We start from the raw sequence: 24,989 nt of genomic DNA, 5'->3' as shown, positions 1-24,989 counted from the left end.
AATCACCCCCATGTCCTCCAGGCGGAGCCCCGCCCGCTCCAGGGCCTTCCTCGTGGCGGGCACGGGGCCGATGCCCATGATCCTGGGGGGCACCCCGGCCACGGCCAGGCTCCGCACCCGGGCTAAGGCCTTCAGCCCGTGGGCCTTGGCGTAGGCGTCGGAGACCAGGAGNANNGCNGCCGCCCCGTCGTTTAGGGGGCTAGCGTTCCCCGCGGTCACGGTCCCCCCTTCCCGGAAGACGGGGCGGAGGAGGGCCAGCTTCTCTAAGGAGGTGTCCTCCCTGGGGCCCTCGTCCCGCTCCACCAGGACCTCCTCCTTCCCCCTTTTCACGGGCACGGGGACCACCTCCCGCTGGAAGCGCCCCTCCCTCCAGGCCCGGACCGCCTTCCGGTGGGAGAGGAGGGCGAAGCGGTCCTGCTCCTCCCGGGGGATCCCGTACATCTCCGCCAGGTTCTCCGCCGTCTCCCCCATGCTCTCCGTGCCGTAGAGGGCCTGCATCCTCGGGTTCACCAGGCGCCAGCCCAGGGTGGTGTCGTAGAGGGTGAGGTTCCCGGTGGGGAAGGGGCGCTCGCTTTTGGGGAGGACCCAGGGGGCACGGGACATGCTCTCCACGCCGCTGCCGATGTAGACCTGGCCTTCCCCGGCCCAGATGGCCCGGGTGGCCTGGGCCACGGCCTCCAGGCCGCTGCCGCAGAGGCGGTTCACGGTGCAGCCCGCCACCTCCACGGGGAAGCCGGCGAGGAGGAGGGCCATGCGGGCCACGTTGCGGTTGTCCTCCCCGGCCTGGTTGGCGCAGCCGGCGTAGACGTCCTCCACCTCCTCTTTGGGCACGCCGGCGCGGTCCATGAGGGCCTGTAGGGCGTGGGCCAGGAGGTCGTCGGGGCGCACGGGGCTTAAGGCCCCCCCGTGCTTGCCGATGGGGGTTCTGACCGCTTCCACGATCCAGGCTTCGGGCATGGGGGCCTCCTTACCGACCGTTCGGTTACAGCTTAGGGGATGGGCCGGGGGGTGTCAATCGGCTATAGAGGAGAATCATGGCACGAGCATGGTTAATCGTGAAAACTATCACTAATCCCATACACCGCCCGCACCTCCTCCCAGAACGCCCCCCACTCCACCACCGGGAGCCGGCAGGCCCCCTCCCGGCAGAGGTAGGCCTTCCCCGCCTCCCGCCCCTTTAGGGCCGGAAGGGCCTCCGCCGGCCCCATAACCGGCTGGGTGAGGGGCAGGTAGAGGCTTAGGGCTTCGGGGAAAAAGGGGGAGGGGAGGGGAAGGGCCAGCTCCGAGCCCTCCTCTAGGAGCCGGTGGGCCAGGAGGAAGCCCGGGAGGGCGTGGGGGAAGCGCCGGAGGAAGTGGGCCCGTTCCTCCAGGATCCGCCAGGCCCTTTCCCGGTAATCCCCCCCAAAGGCCGCCCCCAGGCGGAAGAAGGCCTCCGCCAGGGCCGAGGCCCCGGAGGGCAGGGCCCCCTCCTCCGGTTCCCGGGCAGGAAGGGGGAGGGGGCTTAGGGTCTCTTCCAGGCGGCCTTCCCGGAAGAAGGCCCTCCAGGCCGCCTCGGCCAGGAAGCGGGCCCTTTCCAGGTAGGGCCACTCCCCCGTGGCGGTGTAGAGCTCAAGAAGGGCTAGGGCGGTGAAGGCCTGGTCGGAGAGGAAGGCCTCCTCCCCCAGGCACCCTTCCCGCCAGGCGTGGCGCACCAGCCCCTCCCGGACCATCCCGAGGAGGAAGCGGGCCCCCCTTTGGGCGGCCTCGAGGTAGCGCCCCTCAAGAAGCCGCCCGGCCTCCGCCAGGGCCCGCACCGCCAGGGCGGACCAGTCCGCCAAGACCTTGTCGTCCAGGGCAGGGGGGACGCGCCTACGCCGGGCCCTTAGGAGCTTCGCCCTTACCCCCTCCCGCCAGGCGGGAAACCCTTCCCCTAGCTCCCGCTTGACCTCCTCCTCCCCCCAGGCGGTGAGGACGGAGCGCCCTCCAAGGTCCTCCCCCAGGGCGAGGTAGCGCCGGGCCAGGGGGAAGTCCTCCCCTAAGGCCTCCCGGAGCTCCGCCTCCGTCCAGGTGTAGTAGCGCCCCTCCTCCCCTTCGCTTTCCGCGTCCAGGGCGGTGTAGAACCCCCCTTCCGGGGCCTGAAGGGAAAGGAGGAAGTCCAGGGTCTCCCGGGCCACCCGGAGGAAGAGCCCGTCCCCATAGATCCGGTAGGCCCCCAGGTAGGCCCGGGCTAGAAGGGCGTTGTCGTAAAGCATCTTCTCAAAATGGGGGAGGCGCCAGAAGCGGTCCACGGCGTAGCGGTGGAACCCGCCCCCCACCTGGTCGTAAATCCCCCCCAGGGCCATGGCCCTTAGGGTCTTCTGGAGCATGCCCCGGGCGGGCTCCTCCCCCTTCCAGGCCAGGGGGAGGAGGTAGAGGAGGAGGGGCCCCTGGGGGAACTTGGGGGCCCCGCCGAAGCCTCCCCACTCGGGGTCAAAGGCCCGCTCCAGGAAGCCGAGGGCCTCGGCCTCGAGGCCCCCCGGCACCGGCCCCGGGGGCGGGGCGAGGCTCCGCCACAGGGCCCTAGAGAGCCCTTCCGCCTCCTCCAGCACCTCTTGCCGCTTCTCCCGCCAGGCCTCGGCCACGGCCAGGAGGACCCGCTTGAACCCAGGGAGGCCCCTTCCGTCCTCCTTGGGGAAGTAGGTGCCCCCGAAGAAGGGCTTGCCCTCGGGGGTGAGGAAAAGGCTCATGGGCCAGCCCCCAGACCCCGTGAGGCTAATAAGGGCCCGCATGTAGGCCGCGTCCACGTCGGGGCGCTCCTCCCGGTCCACCTTCACCGCCACGAAGTGCCGGTTCAGGAGCTCAGCCACCTCCTGGTCCCGGAAAGACTCCCGGTGCATCACGTGGCACCAGTGGCAGCTGGCGTAGCCCACGGAGAGGAAGAGGGGTTTATCCTCCGCCTGGGCCTTCCGGAAAGCCTCCTCCCCGAAGGGGTACCAGTCCACGGGGTCTTCCGCGTGCTGGAGGAGGTAGGGGCTCTTGGCGTCCTTGAGGCGGTTCACCCCTCCAGCCTAGCCCAGGGAGGGGGAGGGCTTTGTGTTTAATGGAAGGGTGGAGCCGCTTTTCCTGGAGGACGCGCTCAAGGCCTGGCTTCGGGAGGACCTGGGCCACGGGGACCTGACCACCGAGCTTCTCGTCCCCGAGGGGCTTGGGGGGGAGGCGGTCATCCGGGCCAAGGAAAGGGGGGTGGTGGCGGGGCTTTGGGTGGCGGAACGGGTCTTCCGCCTCCTGGGCCCTGTGCGCTTCCAGGCCCTGGTGGAGGAGGGGCGGGAGGTGGGGGAAGGGGCGGAGGTGGCCCGCCTCGAGGGCCCCTTGAGGGCCATCCTCATGGGGGAGAGGCTGGCCCTGAACCTCCTCCAGCGCCTTTCCGGCATCGCCACCCTCACCCGGGCCTACGCCCGGGCCCTGGAGGGGACGAAAGCCCGCCTCCTGGACACCCGCAAGACCACCCCCGGCCTCCGGGCCCTGGAGAAGTGGGCCGTGCGGGTGGGGGGCGGGGGGAACCACCGCTTTGGCCTTTTTGACGGGATCCTCATCAAGGAGAACCACATCCGGGCCGCCGGGGGGGTGGGGGAGGCGGTGCGCCGGGCCAAGGCGAGGGCCCCCCACCACCTCAAGGTGGAGGTGGAGGTCACCACCCTGGAGGAGCTGGAGGAGGCCCTGGAGGCGGGGGCGGACCTCATCCTCCTGGACAACTTCCCCCTGGAGGCCCTGCGGGAGGCGGTGGAGCGGGTGGGGGGAAGGGTGCCCCTGGAGGCCAGCGGGAACATGACCCTGGCGAGGGCCCGGGCCGCGGCCGAAGCGGGGGTGGACTACATCTCCGTGGGGGCCCTCACCCACTCCCCCAGGGCCCTGGACCTTTCCCTCCTGGTGGTGCGGCCATGAGGGCACCACGCGCTACCATGGTGGTATGGTGCGGACCCGGGTCCAGCTCACGGAGGAGCAGGCCGCCCGGCTCAAGGCCAAGGCCCGGGAGGAAGGGACCTCCCTGGCGGAGCCGGTGGACCGGCTCCTTTTGGAAGAGGAGAACGGAGGCTACGAGGAGCGGATGCGAGGGGCCCTTCTGGCCGTAGGGCGGTTCGCCTCTGGGGCCAGGGACGGGAGCGAGGCCCACGACCGGTACCTGGAGGAGGGCTTAGATCTGCGTTGATACCTCCGCCTTCTACGCCCTCATGGACCTGAACGAAGCCGGGAGCAAGGCGTTCAGCCGGTTTTAGACCATGGATAGGGAAACCCTGACCCAAGCCATTCGGGAACTCAAGCGCGAGCGCAAGGCGGTGATTCTGGCCCACTCCTACCAGCGCCCCGAGGTGCAGGAGGTGGCGGACTTTGTGGGGGACTCCCTGGGCCTGGCCCGGGAGGCCCAGAGGACCAAGGCCGAGGTCATCGTCTTCGCCGGGGTGCACTTCATGGCCGAGACCGCGGCCATCCTGAACCCGGAGAAGACCGTCCTCCTCCCCGACCTCGAGGCCGGCTGCTCCCTGGCGGACAGCATCCGCCCGGAGGACGTCCTGGCCTGGAAGGAGGCCCACCCTGAGGGGCTCGTGGTGGCCTACGTGAACACCAAGGCCGAGGTGAAGGCCCTGGCCGATGTCTGCGTCACCAGCGCCAACGCGGTGGAGGTGGTGGCCGCGCTTCCCAAGGACCGGCCCATCTTCTTCGTCCCCGACATGTTCCTGGGGGCCCACGTGGCCCGGGTGACGGGAAGGAGGCTGGACCTTTTCCCTGGGGAGTGCCACGTGCACGCGGGGATCCGGGAGGAGCACCTAAGGGCCCTCCTGGAGGCCCACCCCGAGGCGGAGTTCATGATCCACCCCGAGTGCGGCTGCGGCTCGAGCTGCCTCTACCTCAAACCCGACGCCAAGATGCTCTCCACCGAGGGCATGGTGCGCCACGCCAAAAAGGCGGCCCACTCCACCTTCGTGGTGGCCACGGAGGTGGGGATCCTCCACCGCCTGGAGAAGGAGGCCCCGAACAAGCGCTTCATCCCGGTGAAGCCCGACGCGGTGTGCGAGTACATGAAGCGGATCACCCTGGAGAAGGTCTACCTCTCCCTAAAGGAGATGAGGCACGCGGTCCGGGTCCCCGAGGAGGTGGCGGAGAAGGCCAGGAAGGCCCTTTCCGCCATGGTGGCCGTGGGGTGATGGAGGCGGACCTCCTGATCCTGGGGGCGGGGGTGGCGGGGGTCTACGCCGCCCTGGCCGCAGAGGAACGGGGAGCTAAGGTCCTTCTCCTCGCCAAAGACCCCTTCCCCTCGGGCTCCACCCCCTGGGCCCAGGGGGGGGTGGCCTTCCCCCTGGACGAGGAGGACCTCGAGGCCCACCTCCAGGACACCCTTAGGGCGGGCCGGGGCCTGGTGGACCCGGCGGCGGCCCGCTCCATCCTGGAGGAGGCCCCCCGCCACCTGGAAAGGCTCCGCGCCTTGGGCCTCGCCTTCCACCCCGAGCCCACCCGGGAGGGGGGGCATAGCCGCCCCCGGGTGCGCCACCTGGGGGGGGACCGCACGGGGGCCCTCCTCCTGGAAGGCCTCCGGGCCCGCCTCAAGGCCCCCATCCTGGAGGGCTGGACCGCCCTAAGCCTCCTCCTTGAGGGAAAGCGGGTGGCGGGGGTCCTGGCCCTGGGCCCCGAAGGCCCCGTGGCGGTGCGGGCGGGGGCGGTCCTCCTGGCCACCGGGGGCTTCGGCCGGCTCTTCCCCGTGACCACCAACCCCCCTGGGGCCACGGGGGATGGGCTCGCCCTGGCCTTCCAGGCGGGGGCCACCCTTAGGGACCTGGAGTTCGTCCAGTTCCACCCCACGGCCCTCCCCGACGGGGCCCTGGTCAGCGAGGCCTGCCGGGGGGAGGGGGCGGTCCTCCTGAACGCCCTGGGGGAGCGCTTCATGCCCCGGTACGACCCCGCCGGGGAGCTTGCCCCCCGGGACGTGGTGGCCCGGGCGGTCTTCCAGGAGGGGCTGCGCACCGGGGGGGTCTACCTGGACCTAAGGCCCATCCCCCGCCTCGAGGCCCGCTTCCCCACGGTGGTGGCCCAGGCCCGGGCCCTGGGGCTTGACCCCTTAGGGGAGCCCCTCCCCGTGGCCCCCGCGGCCCACTACGCCATGGGGGGCATCCTCACGGACCTTTTGGGCTTCACCGGGGTGAAGGGCTTCTTCGCCGCGGGGGAGGTGGCCTCCACCGGCCTCCACGGGGCCAACCGCCTGGCCTCCAACAGCCTCCTGGAGGGCCTGGTCATGGGCCACCGGGCGGCCTTAGCGGCCCTGGAGGACCTGGCCTTCCCCCAAAACCCCGAACCCCTGCCCGTCCTCGCCGCCCCTCCGGGGATCCTTCCCAGCTTGCGGGAGGGGGCGGGGCGGGCCCTTGGGGTGGTGCGGCGGGGGGAGGGTTTGGCCGCCTTCCTCCGCTTCCTGGAGGGGCTTCCCCTGGAGGAAAGGCCCCTGGCCTCGAGGGCCGAGCTGGAGGCGGGAAGCCTCCTCCTCCTGGCCCGCCTTATGGCCCGGGGGGCTCTAGAGCGGGAGGAAAGCCGGGGGGCCCACTTCCGGGAGGACCACCCAAAGGAGGGAAAGCCCCGCCACACCCTCTTCCGGAAGGGGTAGGATGGGGGTGGAGGTCCTATATGAAAGGCCACCCCGAGGTCCTGAAGAGCTTGCAGGAAAGGCTTTCCGAGGAGCTTGCCGCCATCTTGCAGTACATGGTCCACGCGGAGATGGCGGAGAACTGGGGCTTTAGGGCCCTGGCCCGGCACCTCAAGGCCCACGCCATCACGGAGATGCGCCACGCGGAAAAGCACATTGAGCGCATCCTCTTCCTGGAGGGCTTTCCCGAGGTGAGCCGGATTGGGGAGATCAAGATCGGCAAGACGGTGGAGGAGATCCTTTTCAAGGACTACGAGGGGGAGCTCCAAGCGGTGAAAGGGTACAACGAGACCATGAACCTAGCCCAAAGCCTGGGGGACAACGGCACCCGGGACATGGTGGCGGAGATCCTCAAGGACGAGGAGGCCCACGTGGACTGGCTGGAGACCCAGCGGGAGCTCCTTAACGCCATGGGCCTCCAAAACTACCTCCAGTACCTGGCGGGGGGGATGGAGGAGTAAGGCGCCTCGCCGTTAGGACACGGGCGTTTTCAGGTGGGCCTTGGCCCAGCGCTCGATGGCCGCCACCACCGCCTCCAGCTCCCGGCCCGCCTCCGTGAGCTGGTAGCGGGTCCGGGGGGGCATGTGGGACTCCACCCGTTTTTCCACCACCCCCACCTGGACCAGGTGCTCGAGGCGCTGGCTCAGGGTGGCCGGGTTCACCCCCCCCACGGCCCGGGCCAGCTCGTTGAAGCCCTTGGGGCCGGAGAGCAGGGCCCGGATGATGTGCAGGGTCCACTTCTCCTGCAGGAGGTTGATGGCGGCGTACACCGGGCAGAAGGCTCCCTCGTGGGCCTCGGCCATACCCTAAGGGTAGCATAGGGGGCATGGTCCTGGACCCTTCGGTTTGGGCCTCGGGCCTTACCTTTTCGGGCTTCCTCGCCCTCTCCCGCAAGCGGGCCCTCCTGGAGGAGTTCTACGCCCGTTCCCCAGGGACACCCCTCCCGGAGGGGGTGGCCTTCGTCCTGGCCCTGGTGGAGGACTGGTGCCCCGACTGCCAGCAGGCCATCCCCGTCCTGGCCAAGGCGGCGGGGGAGCGGGCGCGGTTTTTCCTCCGGGACCAGAACCCCCACCTTCGGGAGGCCTACCGCCTGGGGGAGAAGCGCATCGTGCCCACCTTCGTTTTCCTGGACGGGGGGTTCCGGGAGCTCGCCCGCTGGTACGGCCCGCCCCAGGCCGCGCGGGCCTTCCTCCAGGAGGCCCGGGGGAGGCTCGCGGGGCGGGCCCTCCTCGAGGCCTACCACGCCCGCTTCCCCCAGTGGGCCGAGGCCATGCGGGAGGAGTGGGCCCGCCTCCTCAACCCTCCCTAACCACGCTTCCAAAGCCCTGCCCCGGAAGGACCGGGCCTGGGGGTTGCCTTTCCCCCATAGGCGTGGAACCATGGAAACGGGAGGTTCCCCTTATGAAGGTCACCTTGAGCGTGCTCAAGGCGGACATCGGCTCCATTGGCGGGCATACCCTGCCCTCGAGGGGGGTCCTGGCCAAGGTGGAGGAGGTGGTGCGGGCCGAGGTGGGCCGCCTCCTCCTGGACGCCTATGTCTTCCACATCGGGGACGACATCGTCCTCCTCCTGAGCCACACCCGGGGGGTGGGGGATAAGGAGGTCCACGCCCTGGCCTGGCGGGCCTTCCTGGAGGGCACGGAAACGGCCAAGGCGGAGGGGCTTTACGGGGCGGGGCAGGACCTCTTGAAGGACGCCTTCACCGGCAACCTCCACGGCCTCGGGCCCCAGGTGGCGGAGATGGAGTTTGAGGAACGGCCCTCCGAGCCCTTCGTGGTCCTGGCCGCGGACAAGACGGAGCCTGGGGCCTTCAACCTGCCCCTCTACCTGGCCTTCGCCGACCCCATGCACTGCCCCGGCCTCCTCCTTTCCCCGGAGATGCGCCCCGGCTTCCGCTTCCGGGTCATGGACCTGGCCCGGACGGAGCGGGATAGCTCCATTGACCTCGAGGCCCCCGAGCGCCTTTACGACCTCGCGGCCCTCCTCCGCGACCCCCACCGCTTCGCCATCGCCGGGATCTGGTCCCGCCGCCACGGGGAGCAGGCGGCGGTGGTGAGCACCACCCGCCTCAGGAACATCGCCGGGCGGTACGTGGGCAAGGACGACCCCGTGGCCATCGTGCGGGTGCAGAAGATCTTCCCCGCCACGGAGGAGCTCGCGCCCCCCTTCGCCCTCCTGCCCTTCGTGGCCGGGGACACCCGGGGGAGCCACCACCTCCCCCTCATGCCGGTGAGGGCCAACACCCAGGCCTCCAGCTTCTTCTGCGTGCCTATGGTGTGCGGCCTGGCCTTTTCCCTGAAGGAGGGGCGCCTTTCCGAACCCGTGGACCTCTTCGCCGACCCCGCCTGGGATGTGGTGCGCCTTAGGGCCATGGAGAAGGCCCAGGACATGCGCCGCCAGGGCTTTTACGGCCCCGCCATGCTCCCCATGGAGGAGCTGGAGTACACGGGGATCGCCGAGCGGCTTAGGGAGCTGGAGCGGGAGTTCAGCTAGGGCTTTTTGCCGTAGAGGTTCCGCACCGCCTCCTTGAGGCGGGAGCGGTCCATCTTGGCGTAGATCTGGCTGGTGCTCACGTCCGCGTGGCCCAACAGGGTGGCCACCAGGTAGAGGTCCCCCGTGGCCTGGTAAAGCCTCGTCCCGGCCAGGTGGCGGAGGCTGTGGGGGCCGTAGTAGCGCCTGGGGGCCTCGAGGGCCCTTAGGGCCTCGGAAAGCTCCTTGCGGATGGTCCAGGCCCTAAGCCGCCTCCCGTGGGCCTTCCGGCCCCCGAGGTTGATGAAGAGGGCCTTTTCCCCGGGGGCTTCGTGGAGGGTGCGCACCTTGAGCCAGGCCTGAAGGCCTTCCGCCAGGTCCGGAGGGAGGGGCACGGTGCGGGCCTTGCCCCCTTTGCCCCTTTGGATGTGGAGCTCCTCCTCCACGGGGTCAAAATCCTCCACGTTGAGCCCCTCCACCTCGGAGATCCTTAGGCCCACCTCCCCCATGAGCCTTAGGATGAGGAGGTCCCGGAAGCGCTTGTACTCGGCCTCCCGGAGCTCCTTGCCACCTTTTTGTATCAGGTTTAAAAGACGCCGGTAAAGGGTCTGGGGCAGGGCCGGGCGGCGCTCGTGGCGGGGCGTGGGGTCTTTGGGGGGCCTGACCTCGAGGGTGGGGTTTTCCCGCACCGCGCCCGCCCACTTCAGGGCGCGGTACAGGGCCCGGATGCCCGCCAGGTAGCTGGCCGCGGTGCTGGGCTTTAGGGGGCGGCGCTCCTCGGGGGGCACCGTGTGGCCCCCGTGGGCCAGGAGGTCGGCGAGCCAGGCGTCGATGTGGTCGGGGGTCACCTGCAGGAGGGACACCCTGGGGCCGGGCGCCCCCTCGGGCCAGAGGTAGCGGAAGAAGTCCCGCACCGCCAGGGCGTAGAGCTCCAGGGTTCTGGCGCTTAAGGCGGTGCGCTTGCCGGACTTGTGGGCCAGGTGGTAGCCGAGAAGCGCGATCAGGCCCTCCAGGTCCCCCTCGTGGGCCGCCCGCACGGCCTCGAGGCGGCGCTTGGCCGGGTCCTCGTAGTTGGGCAAGGGTCGGAGCATGCTCTGGGGCCAGTATATAGCCCAACCGGGGCTATGGTAAATGCTCACTAAGCAATCTTAGTGAGGATTTTGTGGGGACCTGGCCAGGCTTGGAGCCTTCCCGCCCCAAAGCCCCCTATGATGGGGCCCATGGAGACCCTGGACCTCCTCAAACCCGGCGCCCTCTTCCGGGCTCGAGGCCGGGACTACCGCCTAGAGCGCCGCCAGGGCGACCTCCTCTTTGCCCGGGCGGTGGACACGGAGGAAGAAGCGCTCTTTTACCTGCCCTTAGAAGCCCTAGGCCTCCGCCTCACCGCCTTGGGCCTACCGCCGCCGGAGCCTCTGGACCTTTGAGCGCCCCTCCCCACTGGGACGGGGAGCGCCCTGGAAAGGCCGAGGGATCCGTCAGGCCCTCATCCTCATGGGCTAGTGGGAAAAGGCCTTCTGTGAGCTCGAGGCCTAGCCTTAGGCTGCTTCCCGGGATTGGGAGGGGGAGCTTTTGGTTTTGGAAATGTCTTGATTTGCTAACTTTTTCACGATTATAGCTGCTGGTGAAAAATATATCCCCGAGATAGTCAAAATCCCACCGCTCGGAAGGATACGGGCTTGCCCCGCCTCCGGTCCAAGGAATAGGCTTAGGCCGGAGGCGTAACCATGAAAGCGGTCTTCTACAGCCAGGGCGAGAACCACTACCACCTGGATCCGGACCTTAAAGCGATCCTGCGCACCTTTGCCCCGGGCCTCCCGGAGGAGGAGCTTTCGGCCTTCGGAAAGCTGGTGGGGGAAGAGGTCCTGGAGGTGGCCTACCACGTGGACCTCGAGGCCCCGCCCCGGCTAAAGATGCACGACCTGGACGGGAACCGCATAGACCGGGCCCTCCTCTCCCCTGCCCAGAAGGCCCTTCTGGAAAAGCTCAGGCCCATGGTCCGCCCCCCCTACGAGGGCCGGGGCTGGCCCCTCCACTACGCCCTGGGCTACCTCCTGGCGGACGGGGGGCTTTACTGCATCCTCACCATCACCCACCAGGTGGCCTACGCCCTCCACAAGTACGCCCCCGAGTGGGAAGGGGTGAAGCGGGAACTCCTCTACGGCCAGGCCTTCGGGGCCACCTGGATGACGGAGATCCAGGGGGGAAGCGACCTAGGGGCCAACCGCACCCTGGCCAGGAGGGAGGGGGAGGCCTTCCGGCTTTTCGGGGGGGACAAGTACTTCGCCTCGGGGGCGGGCCTGGCGGACTGGGCCATCGTCACCGCCCGGCCTGAAGGGGCGCCCCCAGGCCCCAAGGGGCTTGCCCTTTTCCTCCTGCCCCGGGAGGTGGAGGGCCGGCTCAACTTCCGGGTGCGCCGCTTCAAGGAGAAGCTCGCCACCCGGGCCGTGCCCTCGGGGGAGGTGGAGCTGGAGGGGAGCCTGGCCTACCCCATCGGGCGCCTCGAGGAGGGCATCTACTACACCCTGGAGAACCTCACGGTGAGCCGCCTGGCCAACGCGGTGGCGGCCATGGGCCTGGCCAAGAAGGCCCACCTGGAGGTTCTCTTCCGGGTGCGGCGCCGCACGGCCTTCGGGAAGAAGCTGATGGAGCACGACCTCGTCCAGCACGACCTCCTGGAGATGCGCCTGAGGCAGGTGGGGGGGACGGCCCTGGCCTTCCTGGCGGTCCAGGCCTTTGACCGGGCGTGGGAGGAACGCCCTCCCTACACGGAGCGCTACCACCTGGCCCGCCTCCTCTCCCACCTGGCCAAGGGGCGCACCGCGGAGCACGCCGCGGCCGTCACCCAGGGGGCCATGGAGCTCTTTGGAGGGCTTGGCTTCCTGGAGGAGTACGGGGTGGCCCGCTGGCACCGGGAGGCCCTTATCACCCCCATCTGGGAGGGGCCGGCCAACATCCAGGCCCTGGACATGCTGGAGGCCATCCATAAAAAGCGGGCCCACGAGCCCTTCCTGGAACTCCTCATGGCCCACCCCGAGGCCCGGGCGCACGCGGAAGGGGCCCTGAGGCGCCTGGCCGAGGAAGGCCCCTGGTACGCCAAGGAGGCCCTGAGGCGCCTGGCGGACGCCGCCGCCCTCTACGCCCTGGCCAGGGTAGAGGCCGAGCCCTTCCCCACCCTGGCCCGCCTCTACGCCCGGCGCTTCCTGGAAGGGGAGGCCCTGCCCCCCTCGCGGCTCCACGACCCCTGGGCCTAGGGGTTGCGCGGCGCTAGAAAGAGCCTTAGGATGGCGCAAATATGCGGTTTTACCCCCTCCTCGCCCTTCTAAGCCTCCTCCTGGGCCTTCTGGTGGGGGCTTTGGGTTACGGGGAGCCCTACATCCTTCCCTGGTACATGTTCTTCACCGCCATAGTGGCGAGCCTCTACGGCCTCCCCTGGGGGCTTGTGGCCGCAGGGGTTTCCACCCTCCTGCTCCTCCTCTTTCCCGGGTTCCAGGCCATGGGGGCGGCCATCCTCCTCCTCTCCGCCTACCTGGCCCACGGGGTGGGGGAAACCCTGCGGCGGGCCCACCGGCGGGCCAAGGGGCTGGCGAGGAGCCTCCGCTACCTCACCCTGGCCCTGGAAGGGCTGGCGGGGGCCAGGAACCGGACCGAGCTCTTAAAAAGCCTCCCCGAGCGCCTTTCCGAGCTGGGCGCGGGGGGGCACGTGGGGGTCTGGGTGCCGGAAGAGGAGGGGTTCCGCCTCCTGGCCTCCGTGCCCCCCCTATCCCTGGACCGGATCCCCGCCACGGGGGTGGTGGGCCGGGCCTACCGGGAGGAAAGGCCCCTTTACATCCCCGACGTGCGCCGGGAGGAAGGGTACATCGCCGCGCCCGGCCTGCCCTCTTTGAGCGAGCTCGCCCTGCCCCTAAAGGAACGGGGCCAGGTGGTGGCGGTGCTGAATTTGGAAAGGCCTGGGCTCTTTTTGGAAGAAGAGGTGGAGGGGCTTGTCCGCTTCGCCCAGGCGGTGAGCCTGGAGCTGGACCAGCTGGCTGACCTCGAGGCCCGCCGCCTCCTCGCGGAGCTCTCCGAAAGGATGGAAAGCGCCAGGAGCAAGGGGGAGGCGGCCAGAAAGGCCCTGGCCCTCTTGGTGGAGGTGTTGGGGCTGGAGTCGGGGGCCCTTTGGGAGGCCCGGGGGGCGCGCATGGTGGCCCTGGGGCACCACGGGGTGACGGAGCCAAGCCTCCTCAAGGTCCTGGAAGAGGGCCTCCCCTACGGGGTGGGCCTGGCCTGGCAGGTGTACGAGACGGGAAGCCCGGTCTACACCGCCCGCTACGCGGAGGAAAGCCGGGTGGTGCCCGCCCTCAAGGCCCTGGGCTGGCGGACCTTCGTGGCCCACCCCGTGCCCACCCCGGGCGCCCCGCGCACCCGGAGGGTCCTGGTGCTGGGGCAACAAGCCGCCCGCCCCTGGCGGAAGGCGGAGGAGGAGATGCTCCTCCTGGCCTGCCGCACCCTGGGCCTGGCCCTGGAGCGCCTGGAGGAGAAGGAGCGGCACGAGCGGGTGAACGCCCTCTTCCTTCGCCTTCTGGAGAAGCCCCCGGAGGCGCTCTACCACCCCCTTCTGGAGGAGGCGGTGGCCCTGGTGCCGGGGGCGGAGGCGGGAAGCCTGCTGGTTTTGGAGGGCGGAGCCTACGTGTACAAGGCCGCCTTGGGCTACGACCTGGAAGCCCTCCAGGCGGTGCGCTTCTCCCCCGAGGGCATGCTCCTCTGGTACGGGCTTGGGGAACGGGAAGCCCGGAAGGGGGTGCCCCGGGTCATGTCCGTGGAGGACAGGCCCATCCCCGAGATCAGCCACCAGACCGCCCCCGAGGAGGTCATAGACGCGGCGGGGCGGGCCCGGGAGATCCAGGCCAACCTCTGCCTGCCCGTGACCTACCAGGGGGAGGTCCTGGCCTACCTCAACCTGGACAACCTCCACGATCCCAGGGCCTTCGGGAAGGACAGCCTCGAGGCCGCCCGCTTCTTCGCCGCCCCCCTGGCCACCCTCCTCCACGAAAGCCATAGCCGCAGGCTCCTGGAGGAGGCCGCCCTCACCGACCCCCTCACGGGGCTTGGGAACCGCAGGGCCTTTGAGCGGGCCTTCCAGGAGGAGCTCGCCCGGGCCAAGCGCTACAACTACCCCCTGGCCCTGGCGGTGCTGGACCTCCGGGGCTTCAAGCCCATCAACGACCGCCTGGGCCACGCCATGGGGGACCTGGCCCTGAAACGGGTGGCGGAGGCGTTAAAAAAGGGGCGGCGCAACGGGGACAAGGTCTTCCGCTGGGGGGGGGACGAGTTCGCCGTCCTCTTCCCCCACACCCCCAAGGGGGGGGCGGTGGCCGCGGCCTTCCGCCACGCCCAGGCCATCGGGGAGATCTGCCTGGAGGGGCACTGCCTGGGGGTGAACATCGGGGTGGCCGCCTTCCCCGAGGACGGGGACACGGAGGACGCCCTCCTCTCCGCCGCGGACACCCGGATGTACCAGGCCAAGGCGCAGGGTCTTTCGGTGGTGGCCTAGGGGGGTTCTAAAGAGGTGTATAATCCAAACCCAAGATGGAAGCCCTCTTAGGGGGCTGGTACCTGGAGGCCGCCCTCGCCCTTTTGGAAAAGGGAGCGGAAGGCCTGGGGGAGGCCCTGGCGCGGCTAGGGGAAGGGCTTGGGGTGGACCGGGCCTACCTCTTCCGCCTCGAGGCCCAGGAGGGCGCCTGGTACGCCACCCAGCTTTCGGAGTGGACGCGGGAAGGGGTCACGCCCCAGCTGGGAAACCCCCTCTTAACGCGCGTTCCCATGGCCCAGGGGTACGGGCGCTGGGTGGAGCGCTTCCTGGAAGGGAGGCCCATCCAGGGGGCGGTGCGCACCTTTCCGGAGGAGGAACGCCCCCTCCTGGAGGCCCAGGACATCCAGGCCCTCCTGGCGGTGCCGGTCTTCCTGGAAGGGCGGCTTTGGGGCTTTCTGGGGGTGGACGCCTGCCGGGAGGTGCGGGCTTTCCGGGAAGACGAGGTGGAGCTCCTAAAAGGCCTGGCCCGGGTCCTGGCCCTGAGCCTGAACCTGCTGGAGCGGGTGCGGCGCCTGGAGGGCCTCCTGGAGAAAACCCCCCTTTACGTCCTCCGCTTTAGCCCGGAAGGGGCGCTCCTCTACGCCAACCCCGCGGCCCGGGGCCTGCCCTTGGCCCTGCCCCTCGAGGCGGCCCTGGAAACCCCCGGCGAGGCGGTGCGGGTCCACGCCCTGGGGGCGGAGTGGACCCTTCTCGCCGTGCCGGGGCCCGGGGGGGAGGTCCTGGAGGTTCTGGCCCTGGGGCTGGATGTGCGGGAAAAGGACGAGGCACAACGGCGGGAAGCCCTCTGGCAGGCCTTCCGCACCAACCTCCTCCGGGTCTACGAAACCCTGATGGCGGAGGGGCTTTCGGAGTCGGTGTACGGGCTCATCCTCGAGGCGGCCATGGCCACCATCCCCAACGCCCAGGCGGGGAGCGTGACCGTCTTGAAGGAGGACGGGTACTACCACTTCGTGGCCGCCAAGGGCTACGACCTGAAGGCCCTCCGCCGGGTGCGCCTCTCCCCCGAGGAGCCCCTTTCCCTCACCGGCCACCGGGAGGCCCAGGTGTTCACCCAACAAGACCTCGCCCGCTTCAACGCCCGCCTGGACCCCAAGAGGCGGCAGGTCATGGAGGAGGCGGGGCGGGTGCGGGAGATCCGGGCCATCCTTTCCGTGCCCGTCTTCCTCTCGGGGGAGCGGAAGGCCTTCTTGTACCTGGACAACTTTGAGCGGGAGGAGGCCTTCAGCCCCCTGGAGGTGGAGCTGGCCCAGGCCTTCGCCAGCCAGCTGGGGCTTCTCTTGAGGCGGCTTGAGCTGGAGGGCCGGGTGCAGCACCTGGCCTACCACGACCCCCTCACGGGCCTGCCCAACCGGCTCTTCTTCCTGGAGAAGCTGGCCCAGGTGCGAAAAGGGGCGGTGCTCTACCTGGACCTGGACGGGTTCAAGCTGGTGAACGACCTCTCGGGCCACAGCGCGGGGGACCAGGCCCTCATGGCCCTGGCCGCCCGCCTGCAGGGGGCGGTGCGCCCCCGGGACCTGGTGGCCCGCCAGGGGGGGGACGAGTTCCTGGTTCTCCTCACGGACCTTAGGGGCCCCGAGGAGGCGGTGGCGGTGGCGGAACGGCTTCTAGAGGTGGTGCGCCTCCCCTTGCCCGTGGGGGGGCGGATCTACCACCTCTCCGTTTCCATCGGCATCGCCCTGGTGGAGGAGGCCTTAGGCCCGGGAGAGGTGCTGAAGCGGGCCGATTTGGCCCTCTACCGGGCCAAGGCCGAGGGCAAGGACCGGATCGCCTTCTACGAGGAAAGCCTTCAGGAAAGGCTAAGGGAGGAGTTTGACCTCCTGGAGGCCCTGAGGGAGGACCTGGCCGCCCGGAAGGGGTTCTGGCTGGCCTACCAGCCCATCGTGGATCTGGAGCGAAAGGAACCGGTGGCCCTCGAGGCCCTCCTCCGCTGGCGGGTCTCCCCTGCCCTCTTCATCCCCCTGGCGGAGCGGCACCGGCTCATCGGGGCCCTGGGGGAACTGGCCCTGGGGTTGGCCCTAGAGGAGCATTCCCGCCACGGCCTGCCCGTGCACGTGAACGTAAGCCCGCAGGAGCTTCTGGACCCCGGCTACCCGGGGCGGCTGGCCCTTCTTTTGGAAGAGGCGGGCCTACCCCCAGAGGCCTTGGTCCTGGAGGTCACGGAAACCGCCCTGGCCCCCGACGAGCGGGGCCGGGATGCCCTGAAGAGCCTGGAGGTCCTCCGCGCCCTGGGGGTACGGGTCTACCTGGACGACTTCGGCTCGGGCTATTCCAGCCTGGAGCGCCTGGCCTCCCTTCCGGTGGACGGGCTCAAGCTCGGCCAGCGCTTCACCAGCGCCCTGGGAAACCCCCCAGACCCCCAAAGCCCCGCGGCCCGGGTGGTGGCCGCGGTCTTGGCCCTGGGCCAGGCCCTGGGGTTGCCGGTGGTGGCCGAGGGGGTTGAGCACGAGGCCACCCTGGCCTACCTCCGGAGCCTGGGCTTCCGGCTGGGGCAGGGGTTCTTGCTGGGAAGGCCGGAGGTGCTAAGCTAGGGGCGTGTGGCTACCGGGCGGCCTTAAGGTGGCGCTGGGTTACGTTGTTTTTGCCTTCTTTTGGTTTTATATTTCCCACCCCGGACCCCTCCGGCTCCTTTCCGCCTCCGAACCCCAGGTTCGCGTCCAGGTCCTCACGGGGCTTCTCTTTATCCTCCTAAGCGGAGTCCTCATCTACCTCGTAACTTGGCGGGAGGAAAGGCGGCTTAGGACCACGGGGCGGTTCTTCCAGGCCCTGACGGAAAACAGCCGGGAGGTGATCTACCTCCTGGACGGAAAAGGGTACCTCCGCTACGCCTCCCCCAACGTGAGGGCGGTCCTGGGGTACGACCCGGAGGGCTACCGGCGGGCACCGATCCACGCCCTGGACTTCGTCCACCCCGAGGACCGGACCTACGCCGAGGCCGCCCTGGAAAACCTCCTCCGCCATCCCGGGGAGACCCAGGAGTACCGCCTGCGCATCCTGGACGCCTGGGGCCGGGTGCGCGCGGTAAGGGTCTGGGGGCGGAACCTCCTGAAGGACCGGGCGGTACAGGGGGTGGTGCTGAACCTAAGGGACGAAACGGAGCTGGAGGAGGAACGGGCGCGGCTCAAAGGGGTTCTGGAAGCCCTTCCGGGCCAGGTGTACCAGGCGCGGGTGGAGGAGGGGCAGGACCCCGCCTACGCCCCCCTGGTCTACGCCGCCCCGAAGCAGGCGGAAGCCCTCCTGGGCTACCCCGCGGAGGCCCTCCTCCAGGACCCCGCCTTTTACTTCGCCCAGGTCCACCCCGAGGACCGGAAGGGTCTGGAAGAGGCCCTTCGCCGGGCGGTGGCGGAGCCGGGAAGGCTTCAGGTGTGCACCTACCGCTTCCGCCACGGGAAGAAGGGGGCGTGGGTCTGGCTCCGGGACACCGTGAGCTACGATGCCCAAACCCGCCTCCTCACCGGCTACACCTTTGACGTGACGGAGGAGGTGGAGAAGGAGGAACGCTTCCGCCTCCTCTTCCAGGCCCACCCCCTCCCCATGTGGGTCTACGACCTCCAAACCCTCCGCTTCCTGGAGGTGAACGAGGCCGCGGTGCGGAAGTACGGCTACACCCGGGAGGAGTTCCTCTCCATGACCCTCCTCCAGATCCGGCCTGAGAAGGAGCGGCTAAGGCTTCTGGAGGACCTGAAGCGCCCCAGGCCCCCCCTCCAGACCTCCGGACCCTGGACCCACCGGCTGAAGGACGGGCGGGAGATCCAGGTGGAGATCCACTCCCACCTCCTCTCCTACGCCGGGCGGGAGGCGGCCTTGGTGGTGGCCCTGGACGTAACGGAAAAGCTCCGGGCCGAGGCCACCCAAAGGCTCCTGCAACGCGCCCTGGAGGCGGCCTCGGAGGCCGTGGTCCTCACGGACCGGGAAGGGCGCATAGAGTGGGTGAACCCCGCCTTCACCCGCCTCACGGGCTACGGGGCGGAGGAGGCCCTGGGGAAGACCCCCAGGATCCTGAAATCCGGCCTTCACCCCCTGGAGTTCTACCAGGCGCTTTGGGCCACCATCCTTTCGGGGAAGGTGTGGGAGGGGGAGATCATCAACCGGCGCAAGGACGGCACCCTCTACACCGAGCGCATGTCCATCACCCCGGTAACGGAAGGGGGGGAGATCCGCCACTTCGTGGCCGTCAAGCGGGACATCACGGAGGAAAAGACCCGGGAGGAGGCCGTAAGGGAGTCCGAGGCCCTCTTCCGCACCCTGGCGGAAACCGCCCCCGCCCTCATCCTCCTTTGGCAGGAAGAACGCCTGGTCTTCGCCAACTCCATGGCCGAGGCCCTCACCGGCTACACCCGGGAGGAGCTCACGGAGAGGCCCATCTGGGAGTTCGTCCACCCCCTGGACCGGGCGCTGGTCCGGGAGCGGGGCCTGGCGCGGGTGCGGGGGGAGGCGGTGCCGGGCCGCTACACCTTCCGCATCCTCACCAAAGGGGGAGGGGTGCGCTGGCTGGACTACTCCGCGGCCCGGGTGGAGGTGGGGGGGAAGCCCGCGGTGCTGGGGGTGGCCCTGGACATCACCGAGGACCGGGAGCGGCAGCTGAGCCTCGAGGCCTTCGCCCGGGTGTCCCTGGCCCTCCGGCAGAGCGAGGAGCTCAAGGAGATGCTGGCCTCGGGGCTTAAGGCCACCCTGCAGGCCATGGAGGCCCCGGTGGGAAGCCTCCTCCTCTACGATCCCACCACGGGCCACCTGGAGGAGGGGGCCAGCGAGGGCTGGCTTAAGGAGATCCCCACCCCGCCCCGGGTGGGCGAGGGGGTGGAGGAAGGGCTGGTGAGCCGGGCCTTGCGGGGCGAGGTGGTGGTGAGCCCGGACCTGAAGAACGACCCCCGGGTCCGCCCCGGGGCCCGGGCCTTGGTGCCCGAGGGGTGGAGCGGGCTTGGGGTGCCTCTCCTCGCGGGGAGGCAGGCGGTGGGGGTCCTCACCCTGGCCTGGCCCCACCCCCGCACCCCCACCCCCCCTGAGGTGGAGCGGGCCGCCCTCCTAGGGGAGGCCATCGGCAACGCCCTGCGCCGGGCCACCCTCCGCAAGAAGCTGGCCCGGCGGGTGGAGCACCTGGAAAGCCTCCGGGCCATAGACCAGGCCATCGTGGCCTCCTTGGACCTCAGGCTCACCCTGGAGGTCTTCCTCAACGAGGCCTTCCGCCTCCCCGTGGACGCGGTGGCCCTCTTCCTCTACCGCAAGGAGGAGCGGGCCCTCTTCCTGGAAGGGGCCAAGGGGTTCTTGAGCCCCAAGGAGAGGCTTCCCCAACGGATGGGCCTGGGGGAGGGGCACGTGGGCCGGGCGGCCTTGGAAGGGAAGGAGGTCCACGTCCAGGACCTGGCGGAGAGCCCCGGCGCGCACCCCCAGTTCACCCTGGAGGAGGGGCTCGTCTCCGAGCGGGCCTACCCCCTCTTCGCCAAGGGCCGGCTCCTCGGGGTCCTGGCCGCCTTCACCCGCCGGCCCTGGGACCTGGCCCCGGAGGAGGAGGAGTTCCTCGAGGCCCTGGTGGGCCAGGGGGCGGTGGCCTTGGACAACGCCCTCACCTTCCAGGAGCTCCAGCGGAAGAGCCTGGAGCTCGAGGCCGCCTACGACCTCACCCTCTGGGGCTGGGCCAAGGCGGTGGAGCTCCGCGACCAGGAAACCGCCGGGCACACGGAAAGGGTCACCAGCCTTACCCTCAGGCTGGCCCGGGCCCTGGGGGTGCCGGAGGAGGAGCTGGAGCACCTCCGCCGGGGGGCCATCCTGCACGACGTGGGCAAGATCGCCATCCCCGACGCCATCCTCCTGAAACCGGGGTCCCTGACGGAGGAGGAGTGGGCGGTGATGAAGCGGCACCCCGTCTACGCCCACGAGTGGCTTTCCGGCATCCCCTTTCTGCGGAAGGCCTTGGAGATCCCCTACGCCCACCACGAGCGCTGGGACGGCTCCGGCTACCCCCGGGGGCTTAAGGGGGAGGCCATCCCCCTTTCCGCCCGCATCTTCGCCGTGGTGGACGTCTACGACGCCCTCACCTCGGACCGCCCCTACCGCAAGGCCTGGCCCAAGGAAAAAGCCCTGGCCTACCTGGAGGAGGAGGCGGGCCGCCTCTTTGACCCGGAGGTGGTGCGGGCCTTCCTTGAGCTCATGAAGGGGGAAGCCTAGGCCCAGCCCAAAAGCCGCCTGGCCTCGGGGGAAAGCCGGGCCGGGGTCCAGGGGGGGTCAAAGGTGAGCTCCACCGCCACCTCCTCCACCCCGGGCAGGCCGGAGAGGGCCCGGCGCACCGCCTCCCCCATGGAATCGTGCAGGGGGCAGCCCGGGGTGGTGAGGGTCATGAGGACGTAGGCCCGGGGGGGCTCCACCCTGAGCTCGTAGATGAGGCCCAGGTTCACCACGTCCAGGCCCAGCTCGGGGTCGTACACCGTCCGCAAAAGGTTCCAGGCTTGTTCTTCCAGCGTCATCGGCGCATCACCTCCCAAAGGGCATAAAGATGGGGGAAAACCCCAAGAAGCCACACCCACCCCCCAAAGGGCGTGAGGGGGAAAAGGAGAGCGCCTAAGGCGAGGAAGACCATGGAAACCTCCCCCGCCCCTTCGGGGAGCATCTCCTTGAGGAGGGGCACCCGGGCCTTCCCCGCCAGGGGGGCGTAGCGGTGGGTCCAGACCAGGAAGGGCAGGATCTTGTAGAGCATCCCCGCCACCACCACCCCCAAAAACCCCAGGCCGAACCAGGCCACGGCCCAGGCCGGGCGGAAGGGGAGGGCCAGGAGGGCCAGCCCCAAAAACCCCAGGGCCAGGAGGTAGTGCCGCACCCCCAGGTCCAGGGCCCGCTTCATGCGGTGGCGGAGGATGAAAAGCGCATCCCCCAGGGCCAGGGCGTAGGCCACGAGGAGGAGAAGGTAGCCCAGCCGCTCCCTAAGGAGAAGGCCCAAAAGGCCCAGGTTGGCCGCAAAGAGGAAAAGCCCCAGGAGATCCCCCCGCTCCCCGTGGCTTAGGGTGAACATCCCCACCAGCTTGTGCCCCACCCCCACCACCGAGAGGAGGAAGACCCCAAGGAGCCCCGCCCCCAGGTGCCAGTAAAGCCGTTCCGGGTCGTAGAACCCGAAGCGCAGGGTGAGGGCCTGGAGGAGGCCCAGGAGGGGGGTGAGGACCAGGTAGAAGACGGTCCAGGCCAGGGCGGTGCCCACGGGGTTCCAGCGGGGGGCGGCCCGGAAGGTGAGGAGCATGTGCAGGGCGAACCAGAGAAGGGCGAGAAGGGCCAAGGCCCCGCCCAAGGGGACGAGGCCCGGCCAGGCCAGGAAGCCCAGGACCAGGAGAAGGACCCCCAGGCCGAAGAGGAGGAGGACGGGGTAGCCCCAGCCCACCCGAAAGAGGGGCACCTCCAGGACCACCGGCACCAGCTGGTGCATGGCCCCAAGAAGCACCCCCACCCCGAACCCCAGGAAGAGGGCGTGGGCCGCGGCCAGGCCCAGGGGGTGGCGGGGGGTGAGGACGGCCTCGGGGTGGAGGGCGAGGAGGAGGCTCGCCAGGAGGAAAAACCCCTCCCCCACCAGGAAGAACCCCAGGGGGAGGCTTAGGGGAACGGTGCGGTTCTTGGCGGTGACCAGCACGCCCTAATCCTGATTTGTCCGCTCGGGATTAGGCCATGACCTGGGTCATGGCTCAGCGCCCCGGGGGAAGCAGGGTGAGCCGGTCCCCCTCCTGCAAGGGGGTGGAGAGGCCCTCGAGGTAGCGCACGTCCCGGCCGTTTTTCAGGACCGCCCAGCGGGGCTTTAGGCGCCAGAGGGTCTTGCTCTCCGTCCAAAGCCCCACCTCCTCCTCGGCGAAGAGGGGCTCTAAGGCCAGGTCCCGCAGGGCGGGGTTCACCGCGAAGACCTTGGCCAAGGCCTCCCCCACCCCGCCTTCCACCCGGAAGGCCAGGGGCCCGGGCTGGGCGGGGTGGGCCAGGCCCAGGGCCTGGAAGGCCACGGCCACCCGCCCAGCCCCCAGGGCCAAGGCCGCCTCGTAGCCCTTGCGCATCACCTCCTCCTGGGCCGAGAGGTAGACCAGCCACGGGCGCACGTCCCGCACCCTTTCGGCCACGTACCGCCCCACCATGGCGAAGGAAAGGCCCACGTACTCCGGGGGGATGTGGGCCCGCTTGGGGCCCAGGCCCCCGTGCCAGAGGCCCGCCCGGTACACCTCCCGGGCGAACTCAGAGGAGGTGTCCACCCCGATGGTGCGGGCGAGCCAGGCGGAGAAGAAGGCCCGGCGCAGGTAGAGCTCCTCCTCCGGCACCCGGCCCTCCCAGCCCAGGGCCCGGGCGGTCCCCGGGTGGCGGGAGAGGTGGTCGTACACCCCGGCCACGAAGGCCGCGGCCCCCTCCAGAAGCCGTTCCGCGTCCAGGCGCATGCCCCTTTGGACCTCCTCCGAGAGCCCCCCGAAGGCCAGGAGGTCGCGGAAGACCTCCTCGGGCAGGGGGGGCAGGTCCAGGACCAGGGTTTCCTCCTGCACCTTCATCCTTTCCTCCTTTCCCGCTCTTCCCGAAGCTTCCTCAGCATATCCGCGGTCACCACCCGGCGGTGCATGGCGTAGGCGAAGACGAAAACCGCGAGGAGCTGGAGCACCCCCGAAAGGGCCAAGGGGGCCCTAGGGAGGAGGCCGTAGGCGGAAAGGGGCTCCAGGAGGAGCCTGAGGAGGAGGCCGGCGTTCAGGAGGAAAAAGGTGAGGGCCTCGAGGCCCTCCTGCTTCAGCCCCCCGGGCCGGGGCATCATCCAGTAGGCCACCCCCATGACCATCTGCAGGAAGAACCCCACCAGCCCCGCGTGCACGTGGCCCAGGCGGAAAGGCCCCACCAGGGCGGGAAAGAGGTAGAAGAGGGTCCCGAGAAGGGCGGTGTAGAGGAGGTAAAGGAGGGCGGCGCGGATGAAGAGGGCGTGCCAGCGGCCCATTACTCCAGCACGTGCACGTTGGGCAGGGTGGCCGCCCAAACCCGGTTCTTCTCAATGTAGCCCCGCCACTCCTCGGGGACGTCCTCCTCGGGGTAGATGGCCGAGACCGGGCAGGCGGGCACGCAGGCCCCGCAGTCAATGCACTCGTCGGGGTGGATGTAAAGCTGTTCCCCCGCGTCGTAGATGCACTCCACGGGGCAGACCTCCTGGCAGCTCCGGTCCTTCACGCCGATGCAGGGCTCGCAGATCACGTGCGGCATCCTCAACCCTCCAAGCCCCACCTTGCACCCCCTAGGGGGCGTGGGGCCATGACCGGAGTCAAGGGGAAGGGGGGCCGCGCGGGCGGCCCCCCCAAGCGGCCTAAGGCTCAGGGCTTTTCTATGAGGATCTCCACCCGCCCGGGGCCCAGGTCCTTCAGGGCGTAGCGAACCCCCTCCTCCTCCAGCCGGGCCAGGAGGTGGATGGGGCGGCGCACGTGGTGGACGAGAAGCCTCTGGCCGGGCTTGAGCTCGGCCAGGGCCTCCAAAACCGCCTGCATGGGAAGGGGGGGTTCCCAGTGGGGCTCTATGGTCACCTCCTTGTGGGGGTTGGCCCACGCCTCCTCGGTGAAGGGGGCCTCCCGGGGCACCCCCGCCTCCTCCCCCTGCCCCTTCCGGTAGAAGTGGGCCCGGTAGTGCCGCTCCCCCACCCTCTCGCACCAGGCGAGGAAGCCCTGCTTGGCCAGGACCTTGTAGAGGGGGATGGGCTCAAAGAGGACCTCTAGGACGAGCCTTTCCCCCGGCTTCACCTCCTTGGCCGCGGCCATGATGGCCTGGAAGGGCTCCCCGCCGGCCTCGAGGATGGGGCGCACGTCCAGGTGGAAGCCCAGGGGGGCGGAAAGCCAGGAGGGGGGCGGGGCCTGGAGGAGGCTTTCCCCCTCCCCGGAAGGCGCCTGGGGGAGCTCCTCCACCCCCAGGGCCCGGTTGAGCCGGGCCACCAGGGTCCCGGGCTCCAGGCCCCCCATCCGCTCCGCCTGGGCCACGGTGACCAGGTTGGGCATGGTGCGGCGGAGGAGGGGGTTCTTGAGCTTCTGGAAGGCGGGGCTCGCCTCCAGGAAGACCTCCAGGAGGTGGGGCCAGCGCCTTAGGACCTCCCCCACCTTCATCTCCGGGGTCACCTTTTCCCGATCCTTACCCGCCATACCGAAGGCCCCTCCTCCAGGTAGGTCCAGTCCACCTGCCCCGGGCGCTCGGCCTGGAACTGGTAGTAGAGGGGCTTGGGGTCGTGGTCGTTGACCAGGACAAAGCCCTCCCCCGGCTTCAGGGCATCAAAGAGGGCGAAGATCCGGGGGTGCCGCTCCCGTGGGGGGATTTCCCTGACGTCCAGCTCCATAGCGCCCCCACTCT

Annotated in this window: 23 protein-coding genes; 12 read left to right on the top strand and 11 right to left on the bottom strand. The window is 69.8% G+C overall.

Features of this window, described 5'->3' with window-relative positions; translation table 11 throughout:
- Together B043_RS0111855 and B043_RS0111850 are read right to left on the bottom strand one after the other, a co-directional pair.
- The coding region (locus tag B043_RS0111855; protein WP_018461150.1) for a thiolase family protein at positions 1 to 957 on the bottom strand (957 nt) is incomplete at its 3' end.
- Positions 958 to 1,049: 92 nt separating this feature from the next.
- Positions 1,050 to 3,017 (bottom strand): thioredoxin domain-containing protein, encoded by a 1,968-nt coding sequence (locus B043_RS0111850; RefSeq protein WP_018462161.1) that lies wholly within the window; start codon positions 3,015 to 3,017, stop codon positions 1,050 to 1,052.
- 34 nt (positions 3,018 to 3,051) lie between these two features.
- On the opposite strand from B043_RS0111850, the gene nadC reads away from it, so the two are divergent.
- The 5 genes from nadC to bfr all read left to right on the top strand — a co-directional run bounded on the left by nadC (position 3,052) and on the right by bfr (position 7,104).
- Entirely contained in the window at positions 3,052 to 3,900 is an 849-nt protein-coding gene (nadC, locus tag B043_RS0111845) for a carboxylating nicotinate-nucleotide diphosphorylase (RefSeq protein WP_018462160.1), read from the top strand.
- A 25-nt stretch (positions 3,901 to 3,925) separates the two neighbouring features.
- Positions 3,926 to 4,165 (top strand): hypothetical protein, encoded by a 240-nt coding sequence (locus B043_RS0111840; protein WP_018462159.1) that lies wholly within the window; start codon positions 3,926 to 3,928, stop codon positions 4,163 to 4,165.
- 70 nt (positions 4,166 to 4,235) lie between these two features.
- Positions 4,236 to 5,159, top strand: a complete 924-nt coding sequence (gene nadA / locus B043_RS0111835; RefSeq protein ID WP_018462158.1) for a quinolinate synthase NadA — start codon at positions 4,236 to 4,238, stop codon at positions 5,157 to 5,159.
- Positions 5,159 to 6,604: an L-aspartate oxidase gene (locus tag B043_RS0111830; RefSeq protein ID WP_026234268.1), complete on the top strand. Its 1,446-nt coding sequence runs from the start codon at positions 5,159 to 5,161 to the stop codon at positions 6,602 to 6,604. Before nadA ends, B043_RS0111830 begins: the two co-directional genes overlap by 1 nt.
- Before the next feature lie 20 nt (positions 6,605 to 6,624).
- Complete coding sequence (bfr, locus tag B043_RS0111825) at positions 6,625 to 7,104, top strand: bacterioferritin (protein ID WP_016329257.1); 480 nt, start codon at positions 6,625 to 6,627, stop codon at positions 7,102 to 7,104.
- Positions 7,105 to 7,116: 12 nt separating this feature from the next.
- Here bfr and B043_RS0111820 read toward each other — a convergent pair whose 3' ends face one another.
- A complete protein-coding gene (locus B043_RS0111820) occupies positions 7,117 to 7,446 on the bottom strand; it encodes a winged helix-turn-helix transcriptional regulator (RefSeq protein ID WP_016329258.1) in 330 nt (109 codons plus the stop codon).
- A gap of 23 nt (positions 7,447 to 7,469) precedes the next feature.
- On the opposite strand from B043_RS0111820, the gene B043_RS0111815 reads away from it, so the two are divergent.
- Both B043_RS0111815 and fbp read left to right on the top strand, forming a co-directional pair.
- Positions 7,470 to 7,952: a thioredoxin family protein gene (locus B043_RS0111815; protein ID WP_018462156.1), complete on the top strand. Its 483-nt coding sequence runs from the start codon at positions 7,470 to 7,472 to the stop codon at positions 7,950 to 7,952.
- Between the two features lie 92 nt (positions 7,953 to 8,044).
- Positions 8,045 to 9,136, top strand: coding sequence for a fructose-1,6-bisphosphate aldolase/phosphatase (gene fbp / locus B043_RS0111810; protein WP_018462155.1), 1,092 nt, complete (start codon positions 8,045 to 8,047; stop codon positions 9,134 to 9,136).
- On the opposite strand, the gene B043_RS0111805 is transcribed toward fbp, so the two are convergent.
- Positions 9,133 to 10,203 carry a tyrosine-type recombinase/integrase gene (locus B043_RS0111805; RefSeq protein WP_018462154.1) on the bottom strand — a complete coding sequence of 357 codons (1,071 nt, stop codon included), beginning with the start codon at positions 10,201 to 10,203 and terminating at the stop codon, positions 9,133 to 9,135. The two genes, fbp and B043_RS0111805, sit on opposite strands and share 4 nt — an antisense overlap.
- Before the next feature lie 129 nt (positions 10,204 to 10,332).
- Between B043_RS0111805 and B043_RS0111800 the strand changes: the two genes are divergently transcribed.
- The 5 genes from B043_RS0111800 (at position 10,333) to B043_RS0111780 (ending at position 20,840) form a co-directional block, all read left to right on the top strand.
- Positions 10,333 to 10,536, top strand: a complete 204-nt coding sequence (locus tag B043_RS0111800) for a hypothetical protein (protein WP_018462153.1) — start codon at positions 10,333 to 10,335, stop codon at positions 10,534 to 10,536.
- Positions 10,537 to 10,836: 300 nt separating this feature from the next.
- Positions 10,837 to 12,363, top strand: a complete 1,527-nt coding sequence (locus tag B043_RS0111795) for an acyl-CoA dehydrogenase family protein (RefSeq protein WP_018462152.1) — start codon at positions 10,837 to 10,839, stop codon at positions 12,361 to 12,363.
- A gap of 41 nt (positions 12,364 to 12,404) precedes the next feature.
- Positions 12,405 to 14,642, top strand: a complete 2,238-nt coding sequence (locus B043_RS0111790) for a sensor domain-containing diguanylate cyclase (RefSeq protein WP_018462151.1) — start codon at positions 12,405 to 12,407, stop codon at positions 14,640 to 14,642.
- A gap of 35 nt (positions 14,643 to 14,677) precedes the next feature.
- Positions 14,678 to 17,209: a bifunctional diguanylate cyclase/phosphodiesterase gene (locus B043_RS0111785; protein WP_018462150.1), complete on the top strand. Its 2,532-nt coding sequence runs from the start codon at positions 14,678 to 14,680 to the stop codon at positions 17,207 to 17,209.
- Positions 17,210 to 17,213: 4 nt separating this feature from the next.
- On the top strand, positions 17,214 to 20,840 hold the full coding sequence (locus tag B043_RS0111780) for a PAS domain S-box protein (RefSeq protein WP_018462149.1): 3,627 nt from the start codon (positions 17,214 to 17,216) through the stop codon (positions 20,838 to 20,840).
- Here the strand turns inward: B043_RS0111780 and B043_RS0111775 are convergent.
- The 7 genes from B043_RS0111775 to B043_RS0111745 all read right to left on the bottom strand — a co-directional run bounded on the left by B043_RS0111775 (position 20,837) and on the right by B043_RS0111745 (position 24,975).
- Positions 20,837 to 21,136: a metal-sulfur cluster assembly factor gene (locus B043_RS0111775; protein WP_016329269.1), complete on the bottom strand. Its 300-nt coding sequence runs from the start codon at positions 21,134 to 21,136 to the stop codon at positions 20,837 to 20,839. The two genes, B043_RS0111780 and B043_RS0111775, sit on opposite strands and share 4 nt — an antisense overlap.
- Entirely contained in the window at positions 21,133 to 22,284 is a 1,152-nt protein-coding gene (locus B043_RS0111770; protein ID WP_018462148.1) for a hypothetical protein, read from the bottom strand. The genes B043_RS0111775 and B043_RS0111770 overlap by 4 nt, the downstream gene beginning before the upstream one ends.
- A gap of 52 nt (positions 22,285 to 22,336) precedes the next feature.
- Positions 22,337 to 23,173, bottom strand: coding sequence for a protoglobin domain-containing protein (locus tag B043_RS0111765; protein WP_016329271.1), 837 nt, complete (start codon positions 23,171 to 23,173; stop codon positions 22,337 to 22,339).
- Positions 23,170 to 23,604 carry a hypothetical protein gene (locus B043_RS0111760; RefSeq protein WP_016329272.1) on the bottom strand — a complete coding sequence of 145 codons (435 nt, stop codon included), beginning with the start codon at positions 23,602 to 23,604 and terminating at the stop codon, positions 23,170 to 23,172. Before B043_RS0111760 ends, B043_RS0111765 begins: the two co-directional genes overlap by 4 nt.
- Entirely contained in the window at positions 23,604 to 23,864 is a 261-nt protein-coding gene (locus B043_RS0111755) for a ferredoxin family protein (RefSeq protein WP_026234265.1), read from the bottom strand. The genes B043_RS0111760 and B043_RS0111755 overlap by 1 nt, the downstream gene beginning before the upstream one ends.
- Before the next feature lie 107 nt (positions 23,865 to 23,971).
- The gene (locus B043_RS0111750; protein ID WP_026234264.1) at positions 23,972 to 24,784 is read right to left on the bottom strand and encodes a DUF2249 domain-containing protein; all 813 of its coding nucleotides are present in this window, start codon (positions 24,782 to 24,784) and stop codon (positions 23,972 to 23,974) included.
- Complete coding sequence (locus B043_RS0111745; protein WP_016329275.1) at positions 24,757 to 24,975, bottom strand: DUF2249 domain-containing protein; 219 nt, start codon at positions 24,973 to 24,975, stop codon at positions 24,757 to 24,759. Before B043_RS0111745 ends, B043_RS0111750 begins: the two co-directional genes overlap by 28 nt.
- Between the last annotated feature and the right edge of the window lie 14 nt (positions 24,976 to 24,989).

The sequence above is a fragment of the Thermus oshimai DSM 12092 genome, from assembly GCF_000373145.1.
GTDB classification, from domain to species: Bacteria; Deinococcota; Deinococci; order Deinococcales; family Thermaceae; genus Thermus; species Thermus oshimai.
The sequence above is the reverse complement of the archived record's forward strand: the minus strand, read 5'-3'. Positions and strand labels throughout refer to the sequence as shown.